The organism is Kosakonia sp. BYX6, assembly GCF_038449125.1.
Lineage (GTDB): Bacteria > Pseudomonadota > Gammaproteobacteria > Enterobacterales > Enterobacteriaceae > Kosakonia > Kosakonia calanthes.
In genome coordinates this window covers 1,945,195-1,963,155 of record NZ_CP151800.1, presented here as the reverse complement: position 1 = coordinate 1,963,155, position 17,961 = coordinate 1,945,195, and the positions used below count along the sequence as shown (strand labels likewise).

The 17,961-nt window shown below is 53.4% G+C and carries 19 protein-coding genes and 3 tRNA genes; 10 read left to right on the top strand and 12 right to left on the bottom strand.

Features of this window, described 5'->3' with window-relative positions; all coding sequences use genetic code 11:
• Positions 1 to 29: 29 nt before the first annotated feature.
• The 6 genes from AAEY27_RS09215 to uvrY form a co-directional block, all read right to left on the bottom strand.
• Positions 30 to 116, bottom strand: a tRNA-Leu gene (locus AAEY27_RS09215).
• A gap of 12 nt (positions 117 to 128) precedes the next feature.
• Positions 129 to 202 (bottom strand) — tRNA-Cys (locus AAEY27_RS09210).
• 54 nt (positions 203 to 256) lie between these two features.
• Positions 257 to 332, bottom strand: a tRNA-Gly gene (locus tag AAEY27_RS09205).
• A 148-nt stretch (positions 333 to 480) separates the two neighbouring features.
• The gene (gene pgsA / locus AAEY27_RS09200) at positions 481 to 1,029 is read right to left on the bottom strand and encodes a CDP-diacylglycerol--glycerol-3-phosphate 3-phosphatidyltransferase (RefSeq protein WP_342324832.1); all 549 of its coding nucleotides are present in this window, start codon (positions 1,027 to 1,029) and stop codon (positions 481 to 483) included.
• Positions 1,030 to 1,085: 56 nt separating this feature from the next.
• Complete coding sequence (uvrC, locus tag AAEY27_RS09195; RefSeq protein WP_342324830.1) at positions 1,086 to 2,918, bottom strand: excinuclease ABC subunit UvrC; 1,833 nt, start codon at positions 2,916 to 2,918, stop codon at positions 1,086 to 1,088.
• Complete coding sequence (gene uvrY, locus AAEY27_RS09190; protein WP_342324828.1) at positions 2,915 to 3,571, bottom strand: UvrY/SirA/GacA family response regulator transcription factor; 657 nt, start codon at positions 3,569 to 3,571, stop codon at positions 2,915 to 2,917. The genes uvrC and uvrY overlap by 4 nt, the downstream gene beginning before the upstream one ends.
• A gap of 360 nt (positions 3,572 to 3,931) precedes the next feature.
• Between uvrY and AAEY27_RS22415 the strand changes: the two genes are divergently transcribed.
• The gene (locus AAEY27_RS22415) at positions 3,932 to 4,009 is read left to right on the top strand and encodes a hypothetical protein (RefSeq protein ID WP_425294675.1); all 78 of its coding nucleotides are present in this window, start codon (positions 3,932 to 3,934) and stop codon (positions 4,007 to 4,009) included.
• 29 nt (positions 4,010 to 4,038) lie between these two features.
• Complete coding sequence (locus AAEY27_RS09185) at positions 4,039 to 4,263, top strand: DUF2594 family protein (protein WP_342324826.1); 225 nt, start codon at positions 4,039 to 4,041, stop codon at positions 4,261 to 4,263.
• Between the two features lie 66 nt (positions 4,264 to 4,329).
• Here AAEY27_RS09185 and sdiA read toward each other — a convergent pair whose 3' ends face one another.
• The 6 genes from sdiA to AAEY27_RS09155 form a co-directional block, all read right to left on the bottom strand.
• Positions 4,330 to 5,052, bottom strand: coding sequence for a transcriptional regulator SdiA (gene sdiA / locus AAEY27_RS09180; RefSeq protein WP_342324824.1), 723 nt, complete (start codon positions 5,050 to 5,052; stop codon positions 4,330 to 4,332).
• A 368-nt stretch (positions 5,053 to 5,420) separates the two neighbouring features.
• Positions 5,421 to 6,407 (bottom strand): D-cysteine desulfhydrase, encoded by a 987-nt coding sequence (gene dcyD / locus AAEY27_RS09175; RefSeq protein WP_342324822.1) that lies wholly within the window; start codon positions 6,405 to 6,407, stop codon positions 5,421 to 5,423.
• 123 nt (positions 6,408 to 6,530) lie between these two features.
• Positions 6,531 to 6,728 carry a type II toxin-antitoxin system prevent-host-death family antitoxin gene (locus tag AAEY27_RS09170; protein WP_342324820.1) on the bottom strand — a complete coding sequence of 66 codons (198 nt, stop codon included), beginning with the start codon at positions 6,726 to 6,728 and terminating at the stop codon, positions 6,531 to 6,533.
• Between the two features lie 24 nt (positions 6,729 to 6,752).
• Positions 6,753 to 8,291 carry a methyl-accepting chemotaxis protein gene (locus AAEY27_RS09165; protein ID WP_342324819.1) on the bottom strand — a complete coding sequence of 513 codons (1,539 nt, stop codon included), beginning with the start codon at positions 8,289 to 8,291 and terminating at the stop codon, positions 6,753 to 6,755.
• Between the two features lie 291 nt (positions 8,292 to 8,582).
• On the bottom strand, positions 8,583 to 9,134 hold the full coding sequence (fliZ, locus tag AAEY27_RS09160) for a flagella biosynthesis regulatory protein FliZ (RefSeq protein ID WP_342324817.1): 552 nt from the start codon (positions 9,132 to 9,134) through the stop codon (positions 8,583 to 8,585).
• 65 nt (positions 9,135 to 9,199) lie between these two features.
• A complete protein-coding gene (locus AAEY27_RS09155; protein WP_007371523.1) occupies positions 9,200 to 9,919 on the bottom strand; it encodes an RNA polymerase sigma factor FliA in 720 nt (239 codons plus the stop codon).
• A 475-nt stretch (positions 9,920 to 10,394) separates the two neighbouring features.
• Here AAEY27_RS09155 and AAEY27_RS09150 point away from each other — a divergent pair, with 475 nt between their 5' ends.
• From AAEY27_RS09150 to AAEY27_RS09115, 8 genes are read left to right on the top strand one after another with little or no spacing between them, the layout of a single operon-like run.
• Positions 10,395 to 11,042, top strand: coding sequence for an acetyltransferase (locus AAEY27_RS09150; RefSeq protein ID WP_342324815.1), 648 nt, complete (start codon positions 10,395 to 10,397; stop codon positions 11,040 to 11,042).
• A 37-nt stretch (positions 11,043 to 11,079) separates the two neighbouring features.
• On the top strand, positions 11,080 to 11,322 hold the full coding sequence (locus AAEY27_RS09145) for an acyl carrier protein (RefSeq protein WP_342324814.1): 243 nt from the start codon (positions 11,080 to 11,082) through the stop codon (positions 11,320 to 11,322).
• A 12-nt stretch (positions 11,323 to 11,334) separates the two neighbouring features.
• Positions 11,335 to 12,078, top strand: a complete 744-nt coding sequence (locus AAEY27_RS09140; RefSeq protein WP_342324812.1) for an SDR family NAD(P)-dependent oxidoreductase — start codon at positions 11,335 to 11,337, stop codon at positions 12,076 to 12,078.
• Complete coding sequence (locus AAEY27_RS09135) at positions 12,075 to 12,893, top strand: transketolase (RefSeq protein ID WP_342324810.1); 819 nt, start codon at positions 12,075 to 12,077, stop codon at positions 12,891 to 12,893. The genes AAEY27_RS09140 and AAEY27_RS09135 overlap by 4 nt, the downstream gene beginning before the upstream one ends.
• Entirely contained in the window at positions 12,886 to 13,851 is a 966-nt protein-coding gene (locus AAEY27_RS09130; RefSeq protein ID WP_342324808.1) for a transketolase family protein, read from the top strand. Before AAEY27_RS09135 ends, AAEY27_RS09130 begins: the two co-directional genes overlap by 8 nt.
• Entirely contained in the window at positions 13,848 to 15,683 is a 1,836-nt protein-coding gene (locus AAEY27_RS09125; protein ID WP_342324807.1) for an AMP-binding protein, read from the top strand. The genes AAEY27_RS09130 and AAEY27_RS09125 overlap by 4 nt, the downstream gene beginning before the upstream one ends.
• On the top strand, positions 15,667 to 16,752 hold the full coding sequence (locus AAEY27_RS09120; protein ID WP_342324805.1) for an acyl-protein synthetase: 1,086 nt from the start codon (positions 15,667 to 15,669) through the stop codon (positions 16,750 to 16,752). Before AAEY27_RS09125 ends, AAEY27_RS09120 begins: the two co-directional genes overlap by 17 nt.
• A complete protein-coding gene (locus tag AAEY27_RS09115) occupies positions 16,736 to 17,935 on the top strand; it encodes an acyl-CoA reductase (protein ID WP_342324803.1) in 1,200 nt (399 codons plus the stop codon). Before AAEY27_RS09120 ends, AAEY27_RS09115 begins: the two co-directional genes overlap by 17 nt.
• Positions 17,936 to 17,961: the final 26 nt, after the last annotated feature.

The window sequence follows — 17,961 nt, the reverse complement described above, 5'->3', positions numbered from 1 at the left end:
TTATTGCTTTGATTATTCTGCTTTTCCCATGGTACCCGGAGCGGGACTTGAACCCGCACAGCGCGAACGCCGAGGGATTTTAAATCCCTTGTGTCTACCGATTCCACCATCCGGGCTCGGGAGGAAATTGGAGGCGCGTTCCGGAGTCGAACCGGACTAGACGGATTTGCAATCCGCTACATAACCGCTTTGCTAACGCGCCAGAATTCCTGAGGCTTTTCAGCCCGCATCCGCTATAGAAGCCGATGCATAAAACTGGAGCGGGAAACGAGACTCGAACTCGCGACCCCGACCTTGGCAAGGTCGTGCTCTACCAACTGAGCTATTCCCGCATAATCAAGATTGATGTAATCGCTTGATTTTACTATCTTCTGACGAGCTATGCTGCCTTCCGATGCGTTGCATTCTACTTACCTGACGCACTGAGTCAACGATATTTTTCAAAAGCCGGATCGTTTGCTGAAAATTGCGACGAAACGATCACGGTTCAAGCAGATCGCCGCGCGCGGCATTTAAATATTGCAACATGGACCACAGCGTTAACACGGCGGCCACGAAGAATAGCGCAATTCCCGCGTACTCAACCCACAGATTTGGCCGCCATAGCAGCCAGACCAGCGCCACCATTTGCGATGTGGTTTTGACTTTACCAATCCACGACACCGCCACGCGGCTGCGTTTACCCATTTCGGCCATCCACTCGCGCAGCGCGGAGATAATAATCTCACGGGCAATCATCGTCGCGGCCGGCAGCGTTACCCACCAGCTGTGGTAATGCTCGGCGACCAGCACCATCGCAATCCCCACCAGCACCTTATCGGCAACCGGGTCGAGAAACGCACCAAAACGCGTGCTTTGGTTCCAGCGGCGCGCCAGAAAACCATCAAACCAGTCAGTGATCGCCGCGCAGCAGAAGATCAGCGCACAAACAAACGGAGCCCACTGAAACGGCAGATAAAACGCCAGCACGAAAAACGGAATCAGGATGACGCGAAAAAGGGTGAGCAACGTAGGAATATTGAATCGCATAGCGGCGTTAACTGTCTGTTGTCCGTAAATATTCGCTCTATGTTGCTACAGAGCCCTTAATGTTTCAACGAGTAGTAGATCTTTTCTGCCAGACCTTGCGAGATACCCGGCACTTTTGATATTTCTTCGATGCTGGCGTTGAGTAAACCCTGCAGCCCGCCCATATATTTCAACAACATCTGGCGACGTTTTGGGCCTACACCTTCGATGGTCTCCAGCGAACTGGTATTTTTCACTTTGGCGCGTTTTTTACGATGCCCGCTAATGGCGTGATCGTGGGACTCATCGCGAATATGCTGAATCACATGCAATGCCGGGGAATCCGGCGGCAGGCTAAAGCCCTCACCTTCCGGTTCGAAAAACAACGTTTCGAGGCCCGCTTTACGATCCGCCCCTTTCGCGACGCCTAACAACAGCGGTTTGTGCTTATCCCAGGGAACATCCAGCTCGGCAAAAACCGCTTTCGCCTGACCCAGTTGCCCTTTGCCACCATCGATGAGGATCACATCTGGAATTTTATTCTCTTCAATCGCTTTGCCATACCGACGGCGCAATACCTGGTTCATCGCCGCGTAATCATCACCCGGTGTAATGCCGGTAATGTTGTAACGCCGATATTCGGCGCGCAGCGGGCCATTCGCGTCAAACACCACGCAGGAAGCTACGGTTTGCTCGCCCATTGTGTGGCTGATATCAAAGCACTCCATCCGTTTAACCTCTGGCAACTCCAGGACGCTCGCCAATGCGGCGAGGCGTTGATGTACGGTGGATTGCTGCGAAAGTTTGGTGCTGAGCGCCGTGGCGGCATTGGTGCGCGCCAGTTTTAAATAACGCGCACGATCGCCGCGCGGTTTGGTCTGCACATTTACTCTACGCCCTGCCAGTTCGGATAACGAATCGCTGAGCAACGTTTTGTCGCTGAGATTGAAATCAAGCAAGATTTCGCCTGGCAGCGTGCGCATCTGGCTACCCTGCAAATAAAACTGACCAACAAACGTTTCCACGACTTCGCCAAGCTCTGTGCCACCCGGCACTTTTGGGAAATAACTGCGGCTACCCAGCACTTTACCCTGGCGAATAAACAGCACATGCACGCAGGCCATCCCGGCATCAAACGCCACGCCGATCACATCAAGATCGTCGCCTGTGTTTGACACGAATTGTTTTTCCGTTACTCGACGTACGGCCTGGATTTGATCGCGAACGCGCGCGGCTTCTTCAAACTCCAGTGACTGGCTGGCTTTTTCCATCCGCGCGATAAGCTGCGTCAATACCTGGTCGTCTTTGCCGGCGAGAAACAAACGCACATAATCAACTTGCTGCGCATACTCTTCTTCGCTCACCAGCCCCGCAACGCACGGCCCGAGGCAGCGACCAATCTGGTATTGCAGGCACGGACGGGAGCGGTTGCGATAAACGCTGTTTTCGCACTGGCGAACCGGGAAGATTTTCTGCAACAGCGCCAGGGTTTCACGCACCGCGTAACCATTCGGGAAAGGCCCGAAATATTCACCTTTCGCATGCTTCGCACCGCGGTGCATTGCCAGGCGCGGGTGAGTATCGCCGCTGAGAAAAATAAAGGGGTAAGATTTGTCATCGCGCAACAGCACGTTATAACGCGGCTGATACAGCTTGATATAGTTGTGTTCCAGCAGCAACGCTTCGGTTTCGGTGTGGGTCACCGTCACATCGATCTGTTGGATCTGTGCGACCAGCGCTTCGGTTTTGCGTGAGGCAAGATTGCTGCGAAAGTAACTGGAAAGACGTTTTTTGAGGTCTTTCGCTTTACCGACATAGATAACGGTACCGCCGGTATCATACATACGATAGACACCGGGCTTACTGGTTACCGTTTTGAGAAATGCTTTGGAATCAAAAACTTCAGTCACTGACTTATTAACGTCTCCGCATTGCACAAACCATGGCGAATGGCGAGGTGCGTCAATTCGACGTCACCGTGAATGTTCAATTTACTGAACATCCGATAGCGATAGCTGTTCACCGTTTTCGGGCTCAGATGCAGTTGCTCTGAGATCTCATTGACCTTCTGGCCTTTAGTGATCATCAGCATAATCTGCAATTCACGTTCAGACAAACTGTCGAACGGCGAGTCCGTTTTTTCCGGTTCGATTTGGCTAAGCGCCATTTGTTGAGCAATATCAGAAGCGATGTAGCGCTGGCCAGAATGCACAGAACGAATGGCATTCACCACATCCTGCGGCGCGGCGCCTTTGCTGAGATATCCCGCGGCTCCGGCCTGCATAACTTTTGCCGGTAGGGGATTTTCAGTGTGAACGGTAAGCATAATGACTTTGGTGTCGGCAGTGCCGCGCGCGATTTTACGCGTCGCTTCAAGGCCACCGATGCCGGGCATGTTCATATCCATCAATACGACATCAACGGAATTGGCGCGACACCATTTGATAGCGTCTTCACCACAGTTGACTTCGCCCGTGACTTTTATGCCCTTAATATCTTCGAGAATGCGTCGTATCCCTGCGCGCACCAGTTCATGGTCATCAACAAGTAGTACGTTGATCAATGGAGTATCTCCGGAATAGGGATAACGCTGCGAAAACCTAATTCGGCATATATTAGCTTTTTTTTGCGTAACAATGAAAGGTCAAAAAACAACTACAGTCGGATTTTGTTCTCGCTTTTGGAAATTAAGTTGTACATGAAGTGGAAACTTTTGTCAGCTTTTTAAATGCGGTGCGAGTTTTTTAAAAATGCGTGTTTTCAGAAAGTTACCAAAAAAGCCGTTTTTTACTGGTACAAATTACTGCGCGCTATATGTAACAACAATTAACCCCGCTTAAACGTTGGTTAAACATATATTCTCAGTGCAATAAAGTGTGCCGAGATTTATTGCCGTACGAGTTTAATTCAATAAACGGACACAATGATCAAAAAACAACCACTGCTTTTTTTTGCGGTCCTTGTGGTATACTCCGCCGCTTTGACAGTGATCGTCGCGTAAGTTCGCGACACCGTAACGAGGAAAATAAATTGAGCACACCTGATTTTTCCACTGCTGATAATGCAACGGAACTGGCGCAGGAAGTCTCTTGCCTGAAATCAATGATTACACTGATGCTGCAAGCGATGGGCCAGGCGGACGCGGGCCGCGTCATCATCAAAATGGAAAAGCAAATTGCACAAATGGAAGATGAAGCTCAGGCCAGCGTATATTCCGTCACTGTTAAGCAAATTAAACAAGCTTACCGCCAATAAATAACATCCGGCTGTCAGAGTCTTCTGTCAGCCGGATTTGTTTGGCATGCGCCGCGCGCTTATTTCTCAAATCATTCCCGTTGCTGCCGCATAGCAAGCAATCTGCGTTTTGTTCGGCGCGTTGAATTTCTTCTGCATGTTCTTCTGGTGGAAATTGACGGTATTTTCCGAAATAGACAAAATCATCGCTATTTCCGCCGAGGTTTTCCCTTCCGCCGTCCATTTCAGGATTTCGCGTTCGCGTTTGCTGAATTTCATTTCCGGCGTCATCACGGTGTGATCTTCCAGTCGCGTCAGCGCCATCAAACTTTGTTGCACCAGCGTTTGCAGCCGCAACTCAATTTCATCATCCGCCATCATTTTGCCAAACAGGCTGGTGCGTGAAACGGACAAAAAGCCCAGCGAGTGGTTAGGCAGCATCAGGCATTGCGAGATACCTTTGCGCAAGCCGTGATCCCGCGCGGCATCCCACAAGGTCATCGCGTCATGAAAGAGCTTGTCATTCCACGGCAAGTGCCCCTGAATGAAGTTCTCTGCTTTGAGCACAGGATCGATGGCAAAGTAATTCTCTGCCTGGTAGTGCAGCATCCACTCTGCCGGATAAGAAGTTTCAACGCTCAGCTTTGGCCGGGTAAAAGGAACCGGATGGCGCACGCAAAGCGAAAAATAATCAAATTCCAGCAACTGAGTCTGCCGCTGAATCTCCGTATAAACGTCCTGTGCCGCTGTCATCTCCTGGAATCGCGCGATCATTTCACGCCGCCAGGTAAAGAAATCTTTCTCCTGCATACCGACCGGTAATACCCCTGCTTTTAATAATCATTATTTTGTATACAATAACCTAACACATAAAACTTAATTATAAATATAAAATATCGGAACATTTGGAAATAAGTCGGATTAATTGCCGGATTTAACGACAAAGAAAGGAAGGAAATAGCGGCAGGCGTTTAAGGCACATTGTCAGAAGGGAAAAATAGCGCCCGATAATATGTGCGCTAATAATTCCCTCTCCAGCCTGATTTAAGGCAAATTACCGCGATTCAGGCAATAAGCGTTGCTGAATCGCGGTGTGTTTATTGCAACAGAAACGTTTCCAGAAATTGGCGGATACGCGCCGGTGCCGTTCATCAACCAAAATCGAATCCGAACAACAGTTACACGTGCGGATGGTAGGCAAACAGTGCTGGCGCGCCGCCTGTATGGATAAACAAGATGGGGCCATTATCTTTGAAACGCTTTTGTTCAATACCATCAAGCAAGCCAGCCATTGCTTTGCCGGTGTAGACCGGGTCAAGCAAAATCCCTTCCAGGCGAGCCAACAGTTTCACTGCTTCCATCCCCTCGTCATTCGGCGTGCCGTAACCCGGCGCGAAATAGTCATCCCACAGCAAAATATCCGCCTGCGCCGGCACGTCCAGTTCTTGCGCGATGGCTTGTTGCAGCGTGACCACTTTCGGTTTTTGATCTGCGACACTGCGCGAGACTGTGACACCAATCAGTTCCACGTCTGGCATCAGTTGTTCAAGACCGACCGCCAGCCCGGCATGGGTTCCGGCGCTGCCGGAGGCCACCACAACAGAGGAGAGCGAAACCGCGCCTTCGCACTGCTGGGAAATCTCCAGCACGCTTTCGACATAGCCCAGCGCGCCGAGCGCGTTCGAGCCGCCAACCGGAATGACATACGGGCGAAAGCCCTGCGCTTCAATGCGCGTGGCCAGCGCGTCGAGTTGTGCCACCGGGTCATGTAGCGCATCGCACATTTCGATCTGTGCATTGAACAAATCCAGCAGCAGGCGGTTGCCGTTGGTGAGGTAGTTTTCCGCGGTTGTGCCAATCGGGTTTTCCAGCAGCGCTACGCAATGTAAACCGAGTTTCGCCGCCACTGCCGCCGTCTGGCGCACATGGTTTGACTGAATAGCACCAGCAGTTACCAGTGTATCCGCCCCTTCACGCAGCGCATCAGCGGCCAGAAACTCCAGTTTGCGCAGCTTGTTGCCGCCCATCGCCATCGGCGTGACATCATCGCGTTTGATATAGATTTCGCGGCCCAGGTAGTCAGAAAAGCGCGGCAGATACTCGAGTGGCGTCGGGGCGCCAATAAACTCCAGGCGGGGAAAGCGGGTCAAATTGTGCAATGGCATAAAACCTCCGGGTGCCGGATAACGTAATGTATAGGTTTTATTATGCACGTAAAAATCTGAACCAAGAAAACCCCAGCGTTTTGGCTGGGGTTTTTTATGGACGTTTCTTATCGGCGTTTACTGTCACACGGCGGCGGGCTCTTTCACTGGCGTATCCACCAGCCATCCCGCAGCATGTTTCAACGTTTCATATTCTCGCTTACTGATCCACACAACCGACTCAACTCCCCCACTGCGCGTAATCTCAATCGGTGCAGCCGTTGCCGCGTTAAGCGTAGCGCTGAAATGCTGACGAGCTGTACGGCTGTTTATGGTCTGCATCACGATTCCCTTACTCACTTCAGCTTATGCGAACTTAAACACAGCGACGGCATCAGAAAGCGCGCCGGACTCACCGCTAAGTACTCTCGCCTCGCTTGATGATTCTTGCACCAGTGATGCATTCTGCTGCGTTACCGTATCAATCTGCGCAATAGCCTGGTTAATCTGTTCAATCCCTACGCTCTGTTCATTTGTTGCCGTGGCGATCTCTCTCATCAGCGTAGTCACACCGTTAATCGTGTTCATGATTTGTTTCAGGCTCTCACCTGCATGTGCCACGTGCTCGCCGCCGGTGGCGACTTCCTGCGCTGATTTTTCCAGTAACGCGGCAATCTCTTTTGCAGCCGTGCCACAACGCTGCGCCAGATTGCGCACCTCGCTCGCGACAACCGCAAACCCTCTTCCCTGCTCGCCAGCGCGCGCCGCTTCCACAGCTGCGTTAAGCGCGAGGATATTCGTCTGAAACGCAATACTTTCAATAACGGAGATGATCTCACTCACCTTGACGGAACTGGCTTCGATATCACGCATAGTACTCACTGCCTGTTGCATTGTGGCGTCACTATCAATGGCAGCTTCGCGCATTTGCTCCGCAAGCCTGGTCGCCTGGTTTGAGTTATCAGACGTGGTTTTAACCGTTGAGGTGATTTGCTCAAGGCTGGCGGCAGTCTCGCCCAGCGATGCGGCTTGCTGTTCTGTGCGCGATGAGAGATCAACGTTACCAGATTCGATACTACCCGCGCTGTGTGACACGCTATCACTGGAATGTTTCACCTTACGGATGATCCCCATCAGGGAACCGCGCATTTTTTCCAGCGCGCGCAACATGTCGCTGATTTCGTCGTTTCCGTTTACGGTGATCGGGTTGCTTAAATCACCGGAGGCGATGCGCTCACACTCTTTCTGTGCACGGTGCAACGGTGTGAGTAATCGACGGCTGATAATAATTAACACCCCGATGATAATGAGCACGAACACTATCGCGAACACTATCGCTGTGTTAACGCCGCTATAAAAATCTGCGTGCACCTGTTTGGTGCGTTTATCTGCGTACGCATTTCGAAACGCTAACAGCTTATTGAGATCAATCTCAAACGCCCGGTCAAGCTTAGGCACTACATCGCTGGCCAGATCATCAAAGCGCGCATAATCTTTCGCCTGAGCCGCGGCTAAAAGCGGTTTAAGCCCATCGTTAAGATAGTGTTCCCAGCTCGTTTTATACGCAGATAAATAATCATCCTCACCGGGAAAGTGATTAGCTTTGATGAGGTTTTCCTCTGCTGCGCTGGCTTTTTGTAATCCCTGATTTGCGCCTTCTAGTGCGGCTAAAAAGTTCTTATCATTCCCCCGCTGCGCGTGGAGGACAATCTCACGGGCACGCACACGGAAAGTGCGCGAATGGTAGATAGGGTCAATCACGAACAACATCACATCACGCTCGTTATTCATATTTTCTAAAGAGCGGTTGGACTTGGTTAACATCCATATATTTGATGCGGAACTGGCAAGGAACAGGACTATCAAAGCGGCAAACAATATAAAAGAAAAACGACGAACACTCATAGTAACCCTCAATTAATCAACCAATAAACAATAACCCATGCAATTACATTGCTATAAGGCGACCGTTTTACGGGCAATCATTAATCGAGGTTTAAATTTTGTGTACGCGTTTTATGTTCGCCCTGCGTGCTAAGCGTGTTTGCCACCGGCGCCTGGACGCGCCAGCCGGACTTGCACGATGTAATGCAATTGAGTGCGACCGCAAGATAGTAAAAAAGCCCGCTCGTTAGCGGGCTTTCCGGGGGATTTCGGAGATTGAATGCAATACATGCACACCCAATCTCTCTCTTTTTAATAAATATCAGATGTCGCGCCGACGGCGATTTTTTGCACGCCGGCAAAACGCGTCTGGGTCTTAAACTGCGCGTATTTACGTAAAGCAATCCGATAATTATTCGTGCTGGTCACAGGTAACCAGGGTTCCAGATTTTCATCAAGAAAACCCTCGTCCAGCAATTGACGGGAGATATTTAACTCGCTGAGATGGTTGCCCAGACGGCGAAGACGCACAACATATTCGCGCACCGTACCGTGACTCATCTCGGTTTGTTCGAAGAGATATTGCTTAAAGCCAATGATATCGAAAAAGTCGCTCTGCTCTTTACAATGCAGATCGCCGCAAAAACGACAGAGTGCAACCCACTCTTTTTGCTCTTGTTGCCAGGCCGCTTCATCCAACAGCATATCCAGACGCGAAATCGCAATCTTATTCACGATTTCGCCCCGGCGTACCAACGTAATGCGATCAAGCAGCTTGTGGCAGTGAGCGCAATGCGTCTGGCTGTGTTTAAAGTCTTTCAGGTAGCGGCTTAATGGCCGTCTTTTTAATTGCTGCACCGTCATGATAACTCCTGGTTGTCAATGCGTTGTACGGCATTTACCAGGAGCGATGCAGTCACATCACCAACCTATAACTTACCCAGTTTAGTACGTAAGCGCTTAATGGCCTGGCTATGAAGCTGGCTAACCCGAGACTCCCCTACTTCCAGAACCGCGCCAATCTCTTTGAGATTCAGCTCTTCCTGGTAGTAAAGCGTCAGGACAAGTTGTTCACGTTCCGGCAGCGACTCAATCGCTTCCATCACCCGGTGACGTAAATTACTTTCCATCAGCTGGAATAACGGGTTTTCCTGTTGATGATCGTCCGTCACCAGCTCGATACTGTCGCCGTGCTCTTCTCGCCATTCGTCATAGGAGAAAAGCTGGCTGTTATTGGTATCGAGCAACATCTGACGGTACTCCTCGACAGGAATCCCAAGACGCTGCGACACTTCTGTTTCCGTCGCGTTACGCCCCAGTTCTTGCTCTAGCTGCCCCATTGCCTGCGCCACTTCGCGGGCATTTCGCCGAACGCTGCGCGGTACCCAATCTCGGCTGCGCAATTCGTCCAGCATTGCCCCACGAATACGCTGTACTGCGTAAGTCGTAAATGCCGTTCCTTGCAGAGCGTCATAGCGATCTACTGCATTTAATAGACCGATGCCGCCCGCCTGTAGCAGGTCGTCCAGTTCCACACTCGCCGGCAAGCGCACCTGCAAGCGCAATGCTTCGTGACGCACAAGAGGTACATAACGCTGCCACAGCGAGTGTTTATCCATTACACCTTCAGCGGTATAGAGTGAATTCACGATAAACAGCCCTGCGTTAATTGAGTTATCGGCGTGATTATCCTTTTCTATAGGGGTTTTAATCGGATGAATAGTGGGTGAAATGGGGGTTTATTTCCGTTAATAAACAAAATCGGCGGATTTTGAGACGTCAAAAACCCCGGAAATCCCTAACAATCAAGGCGCTAAGCCCATGGGGGTAACGCCATGCACTTTTTCGTTTTTTGCTGCTGAAATATTAATGCAGCAGCACTTCATTTATTAACACATCTACTCAATCTCATTGACTTAACTGAAATTTTTCTATAACGCGGATTTTCTTTACTTACTCTATCCGTTAATAAGCGAGACAAAATGACGGTTATTCTCTGCCTGAATCCCCCCCTTGCTCATTTACATTAAAGCCCTGATCCGGGCTATCGCCTTTTTCACACGCGCGAGCGCAACCTCTCTTCGCGCGTGGCTGTAATGCCCGGCGACACCGCATTTCGAGGATATGATGAAACTGGCAATCTATGGCGCAGGCGGGCTTGGCAAAGAAGTCTATGAGCTGGTCAAGCAGATCAACGCAATCGAGTCACGCTGGAGCGGCTTCTGTTTTATCGATGATATCCATCCTGGCCGTGAGTTAAAGGGCCACCCGGTCGTGACGCTCAACGACCTTTCCGCCGATGAATATGAAGTCGCAGTTGGCGTCGGTGAACCCGCTGTTCGCCAGATGATGGCGCAAAAAGCGCGCGACGCCGGTTTTCGCCTGGCGACATTAATTCACCCTCTGGCGCGCATTAGCGATGATGTGACCTTCGGCGAAGGCTGCATTGTGTGTGACCGCGCCTATGTCTCATGCGATTGCACCATCGGCAACAACGTCTATCTGCAACCCAATTGCAATGTCGGCCATGATTGTGTGATCGGCGACGACAGCGTGATTTCTGCTTACGCCAACCTCGGCGGAACCTGCCAGATTGGCCCCCGTGTGTATATCGGTTTGAACGCCGCCATCCGCGAAACCACCACCATTGGTGAAGACACCATTATTAGTATGGGCGCCATCGTGTTTAACGATATTGGCCCGTCGGTGATTGCGCTGGGCAACCCGGCGCGCGTGATGCGCCCGAATGAGAATAAAAAAGTGTTCAGGTAATGCCTGAAACTCAGTTTGCTGCTATCTGGAGAACGTGATGTCCAACCTGGAAACATACAACCGTATTTTTGTCGAAACCTTCGAAGTCCCGGAAGAGACCCTCGCGGGCTATAAATATCAGGACACGCCGTCCTGGGACTCTGTTGGTCATATGACGCTGATCGCCTCGCTGGAAGACGCCTTCGACATCATGATGGATACCGATGACATCATCGAATTCGCGTCATGGGAAAAGGGCAAAGAGATCCTGAAAAAATACGATGTTGCGCTGCAAAGCTAGTGTGATGACCTTATGTTGATGCAAGGTAAAAACGTCATAATCACCGGCTGTCGCCGTGGCATGGGGCTGGCAATGGTTAATGTGTTCGCGGCAAACGGCGCGAACATTTACGCCCATGCCCGGCAAGCCGATGATGCCTTTGTCAGCCAGATGGCGCAAATAGCCGAACGGCACCAGGTGCAGATCTGGCCGCTCGGTTTTGACATCACCGATACGGCGGCGATGAAAGAGGCCGTTAAGCGCGTCATGGCTGACAAACGCCCGATCGACGCGGTCATCAACAACGCCGGTATCGCCATGAACAGCCTGTTCCAGATGACCAGCGAAGCGCAGTTGCGCAGCCAGTTTGAAGTGAACTTCTTCTCTGTCTATTTCTTCACCCAATACATCTCCAAGCTGATGGCCCGCCAGCAGCGTGGCAGCATCATTAATATCGCCTCGACAGCGGGTGAAGATGGCAACCCAGGTAAATCCGCCTATGGCGCGTCGAAAGCGGCGCTGATTGCCATGACGCAATCCATCGCGGCGGAACTGGGCGAGAAAGGCATTCGCGCCAACTGTATCGCGCCTGGGGTAACCGAAACGGAAATGCTGCTTACCATGCCCGCGCAGGTGGTCGAAGAGGCGAAGAAAAACGCCGACCTGCGACGCGCGGGCGAACCGGCGGAAATCGCGCAGGTGGCGTTATTCCTCGCCAGCGATCTCTCAAGCTACATCACTGGCCAGACAATTCGCGTGGATGGTGGTCTCAAATGACACAAAAAATTCAGGATGCGGCACGACGCATTCGTAACCGTATTATCAGCGTGGCGCACCACGCGCCCAGCGATGGCGTGCACGTCTCCCCTGCACTGTCGATGACCGACATTCTGAGTACGCTTTATGGCGTCGTCATGCAGTACGATGCGCAGAACATCACCTGTCACGATCGTGACGTGTTCATTCTGAGCAAAGGCCACGCAGCGCTCGGTCTGTACGCCACGCTGTGCGAGTTCGGCATTATCAGCGAAGCGCAGTTGAATGAATTTGAAATCAACGGCTCGGTGTTGCAGGTTCACCCGACCAAACATCCTGAATACGGTATCGATTTTTCCGGCGGCAGCCTGGCGCAAGGGCTTTCTTTCGCTACCGGGCTGGCGCTTGGCCGTCGTCTGAAAGGCGAACGCTGGCAAACCTATGTGCTGGTCGGCGACGGCGAGTGCAACGAAGGCGCCATTTGGGAATGCGCATTTATGGCCGCCCATCACAAGGTGGATAACCTGACGCTGATTGTCGATCGTAACGGCCTGCAATCCGACGGCTTTACCCAGGACGTGATGCAAATGGATCTCGACGCCCTGTGGCGCGCCTGCCAGTGGGAAACCCTCGTTTGCGATGGTCACGACATCGAGGCTTTACAAGCGGCGTTTAGCGCCCCGCATCACGGCAAACCGAAGGTCATCATCGCCAATACGGTGAAAGGCAAAGGGGTCTCGTTTATGGAAAATAATAAAGAATTCCACCGTAACCGGGTCTCCGCCCAACAGCTTACCGACGCGCTGGCTGAACTGAACGGAGGCCAGCATGATTGAGTTCAAGCCCGCCACTATCCGTTCCTGGTCGATGCTCGGTTCCCGCGGCACCTTCGGGATGACATTGCTTGAATTGGCGCATGACGATGCCCGCATCGTCGCTCTCTCCGGCGATCTGTGCAAATCCTCAGGATTGGATCGCTTTAGCACCACCTACCCGGATCGTTTTATTAATACCGGCATCGCCGAACAAAACCTGGTCGGCGTGGCCGCCGGTCTGGCAGCCAGCGGTTTTGTGCCGTTTGCCACCTCGTTTCCCAACTTTTTGACGCTGCGCGCGGCGGAACAAGTGCGCCTGAACCTCGGTTACATGCAGGAAAACGTCAAGCTGGTCGGGCTGGCTTCCGGGCTGGCAACCGGCATGTTTGGCGCCACGCACCACGGTATCGAAGAGCTGGCGATGCTGCGTTCGGTGTCCAATATCGCCATTTTTTCCCCGGCGGACTGCACGGCAACGGTGAAAATGACCCAGGCGGCACTGGCTTACGATGGCCCGGTCTATTTACGCCTGACCGGCGGCATGCGCGCGCCGATCGTCTATAAAGAAGATTTTGAGCTGATCCCCGGCAAAGCGATTACGCTTCGCGACGGCAACGATGTGGCGATTATTGCCACCGGCAGTATGGTGCATGTTGCGCTCACCACCGCGGGTCACCTGGCCGATCGCGGCATCGACGCGGCGGTGATTGATATGCACACCCTCAAACCGTTGGATGAAGCCGTTATCGCCGCGCAGTTAGGGAAAAAGCTGCTGGTGACGATGGAAGAGCACAGCATGATTGGCGGTTTGGGCAGCGCCGTTGCCGAATACGTTGGCGGCCAGGCGCAGCGCCCGAAACAGTTAACCATCGGTATTCCGCAAGGTTACCCGCACGCGGGGGATTACGGCTGGATGCTAGAACAGAGCGGCCTGACGGCAGAACAAACGACCGCCCGCATTATGGACGCCCTGCAATGAACACTTTCTGGCAGACGCAACAGCATGACACCGCGCAACTTGCGCTGAAAGATGATCGTGGCGCAAGCCTGAGCTATGGCGAACTGACCGCCCGCGTTGACGCGCTGGCAAGCCACATCCCAGCCCGTTCATTAGTGTTTGTCTTTTGCCAGAATCAGGTCGAAGCCGTTGTCGGCTATCTCGCCTGCCTGCAAAGCGATGCGGTGGCATTGCTGTTGGACAACGCGCTCGACAACACGCTGGCGCAGCAGTTGATCGATACCTACAAGCCTTCGCTGATCTGGCAGCCGACACCAACCGTTTCGCCGGATGGCGGCTGCGCCTTATCCGGCCTACAAACTTCCGACTCGGGTACCGTAGGCCTGATAAGCGAAGCGCCATCAGGCGTTTTGTCGGATGGCGGCTGCGCCTTATCCGGCCTACAAACTTCCGGCCCGGGTACCGTAGGCCTGATAAGCGAAGCGCCATCAGGCGTTTTGTCGGATGGCGGCTGCGCCTTATCCGACCTACAAACTTCCAGCCCGGGTACCGTAGACCTGATAAGCGAAGCGCCATCAGGCGTTTTGTCGGATGGCGGCTGCGCCTTATCCGACCTACAAACTTCCGGCCCGGGTACCGTAGGCCTGATAAGCGAAGCGCCATCAGGCGTTTTGTCGGATGGCGGCTGCGCCTTATCCGACCTACAAACTTCCGGCCCGGGTACCGTAGGCCTGATAAGCGAAGCGCCATCAGGCGTTTTGTCGGGTGACGGCGGTTATCAATTACACGCCACCGGGTTAACGCCGTGGCCACTGCACGATGAGCTGGCCTTGCTGATGACCACCTCTGGCTCAACCGGTAGCCCGAAATTGGTGCGCCTCAGCAAACGCAATCTGCAAAGCAATGCGGAGAGCATTGCGCACTATCTCGACATTGATGCGCGTGAACGCGGGCTGGTGAGCCTGCCAATCAACTATGTCTATGGTTTGTCGATCATCAACAGCCATTTGCACGCTGGCGCCAGCCTGTTACTGACCGGGTACAGCGTGATGCAGCGCGAACTGTGGGAGTTTGTGCGCACCGAGCGTGCAAGTTCGTTCGCGGGCGTTCCTTACACCTGGGAGATGCTGCGCAAATTGCGCTTCATGCGTATGGATCTGCCGGATTTGCGCACGCTAACGCAGGCAGGCGGTAAACTCGCCGCCGCGTTGCAGCAGGAGTACACCGAGTACGCGATGCAAAACGGCAAGCGCTTTATCGTGATGTACGGTGCCGCCGAAGCCACCTCGCGCATGGCCTGGCTTGCGCCGGAGCACGCCGCGAGTCGCTATGGTTTTATCGGCAAGCCGATCCCCGGCGGGGAATTTTTGCTACTCGGCGATGATAACCACCCGATCACCACGCCGGATACGCAAGGTGAATTGATCTATCGCGGGGCAAATGTGGCGCTCGGTTACGCCGAGTGCGGTGAAGATCTGGCGCTCGGCGACACCTTCGCCGGCACGCTACACACCGGCGATATCGCCACCGTCGACAGTGACGGTTTTTACCGTATCGTCGGGCGCAAAAAACGCTTTTTGAAAATCTTCGGCAACCGTGTCGGGCTGGATGAGATGGAATCGCTGCTGAAAACCGCGTTTGCGGATACCGCCGTCGCCTGCGATGGCCGCGACGATCTGCTGTGTATTTTTATTACCGACGAATCCCTCGCCGGCGACGTGAAGCAGTACGCCGCCGGGATCAGCAAATTGCATGCGTCGGCCTTTCGCGTGATCGCACTGAGTGAGATCCCCAAGAACCCGGCGGGTAAAACCCTTTATCACAGGCTGAAAGAGTATGTCCCTGTCGCTTGATGAAATGCTGGGCATTGCCCCCTATTCGCTGGCGCGCGAGGATAAGCGTGCGCTTCAGTTGGCGCGCCTGAAGGCGCTGACCGCGCACCACTACGCCCATTGCGCAGACTACCGGCATATGCTGGATGCGCAAAACATCACACCGCAATCCATTCAGGCGGTGGAAGATCTGCCCTTTCTGCCCGTTTCGCTGTTTAAAACGCTGACGCTAAAAAGCATCGCGGATGATGAGATCGTCAAAACCATGACCTCTTCCGGCACCACCGGGCAGCAGGTGTCGCGGATTTTTCTCGATAAAGCCACCGCCGCGTATCAGCAAAAAACGCTGGTGAAAATCGTTAATCAATTTACCGGCGCGGGCCGTTTGCCAATGTTAGTGATCGACTCGCCGGATGTGCTGAAAGACCGGCAGCAATTTTCAGCGCGCGGCGCAGGCATTTTAGGTTTTTCGCTGTTCGGCGCCGATCGCGCATGGGCGCTGGATGAGCAGATGACGTTGAATCTGCCGGTCATTGAAGCCTTCCTCGAAAAGCACCAGGGAAAACGCATTTTGCTGTTCGGCTTCACCTTTATGGTGTGGCAGCACTTTTATAAAGCGCTGGCCGCCAGCGGTAAAAAACTGGCGCTCGACAACGCGTTGTTGATTCACGGCGGCGGCTGGAAAAAGCTGCAAAATGAAGCCGTTTCCCCGCAGGCGTTCGCCCGTTGCCTGCACGATGTCTGCAACTTGCCTGCGGTGCATGATTATTACGGCATGGTGGAACAAACCGGCTGTATCTCGATGCAGTGCGAGCACGGGCATCTGCACACCTCGATTTTCTCGGACATTATCATTCGCGATCCGGCGGATTTCGCCTGCGCGCCCGTTGGCAAACCGGGGATTATTCAGGTGCTCTCCCTGCTCCCCGAATCCTATCCGGGCCATTCGCTGTTGACCGAAGATGAAGGCGTGTTGCTCGGCGAAGATGACTGCCCGTGCGGGCGCAAAGGCAAATATTTCCACGTTATCGGCAGACTAAAAAAAGCAGAATTACGAGGGTGCAGCGACACGTATGCAGCAACATTTTGACGGTCTGACGTTTGTCATCGGTGATGAAGCGCAGTTGCAGGCGATGCCTGATCTGGCGCCGTTCCCGCCGTTCGCCGCAGAAATGCTGGCGTTGTTACAGACCTTTTCGCGCCTGACATTGCGCGACGACGAAGCCAAAGCCTGGCCGGATGTGATCAGCCTCGGTTTCTGGTGCCGTGCCGCCTCGCTGAACCAGATGCGCGCCGCCTATGGCGATTTAGCCCATCGCTACGGTCGCGGCGTGGCGCTGCATATTGCGCCTGGCAACGTCGCCGCCAACTTTGCCTATTCGCTGTTCAGCGGTTTGCTCACCGGTAACGCCAATATTGTGCGGCTGCCGGGGCGCGATCATCTGCAAGTGCCGATTATCGTTCGCCTGTTATGCGCCGCGCTGCACGAACACCCGGCGCTGGCGCCTTATATTTGCCTGCTGCGCTACGATCGCCAGCAAGGGATCAATGACGCGCTGTCTGCCTTGTGTGATACACGCATTATTTGGGGCGGCGATGAGACAATTGCGCAGATTCGCCGCTCGCCGCTGAAACCGCGCGCGCTGGATATCGCCTTCGCCGATCGTTACTCCCTTGCCGCTATCGATGCCGACCGCTATTTGGCGCATGCGGATAAAGGAAAACTCGCGCAGGCCTTTTTTAACGACACGCTGTTAAACGACCAAAACGCCTGCTCGTCGCCGTCGTTGCTGGTCTGGCTGGGCGTTGAAACACAGGCGGCACGCGAGCAATTCTGGCAGCACTTTCAGGCCTTCGCCGCTCGCCATTATCCGCTTGAGCCGGTGGCGGCGGTCAATAAGCTGACCCGTTTGTACCAGTTGGCCGCGCAGTATCCCGGCGTGAAGAAAGTCTCTGACGATGACAATTTAGTGGTGCGTGTCGAACTGGCAGCGTTAACGCCGGGCGTGATGGCGCTACGCGGTAATTGCGGCTTCTTTATGGAGTATGTTGCCGACTCGCTCAATGACATGACGCCGCTTTGCGATGCGCGCTGCCAAACGCTCGCGACGTTCGGTATTGAGAAAACGACGATCGACGCCTGGCTTGCCGCACGCCGCCCGAAAGGCATTGATCGCGTCGTGGCGTTTGGGCAAACGCTCGATTTTACCCTGCAATGGGATGGCTACGATTTGGTCGCCCTGTTAACGCGAAACGTTGCAAACACGCTGTGATGCGCCCTGCGACCTTTTATTTTTCA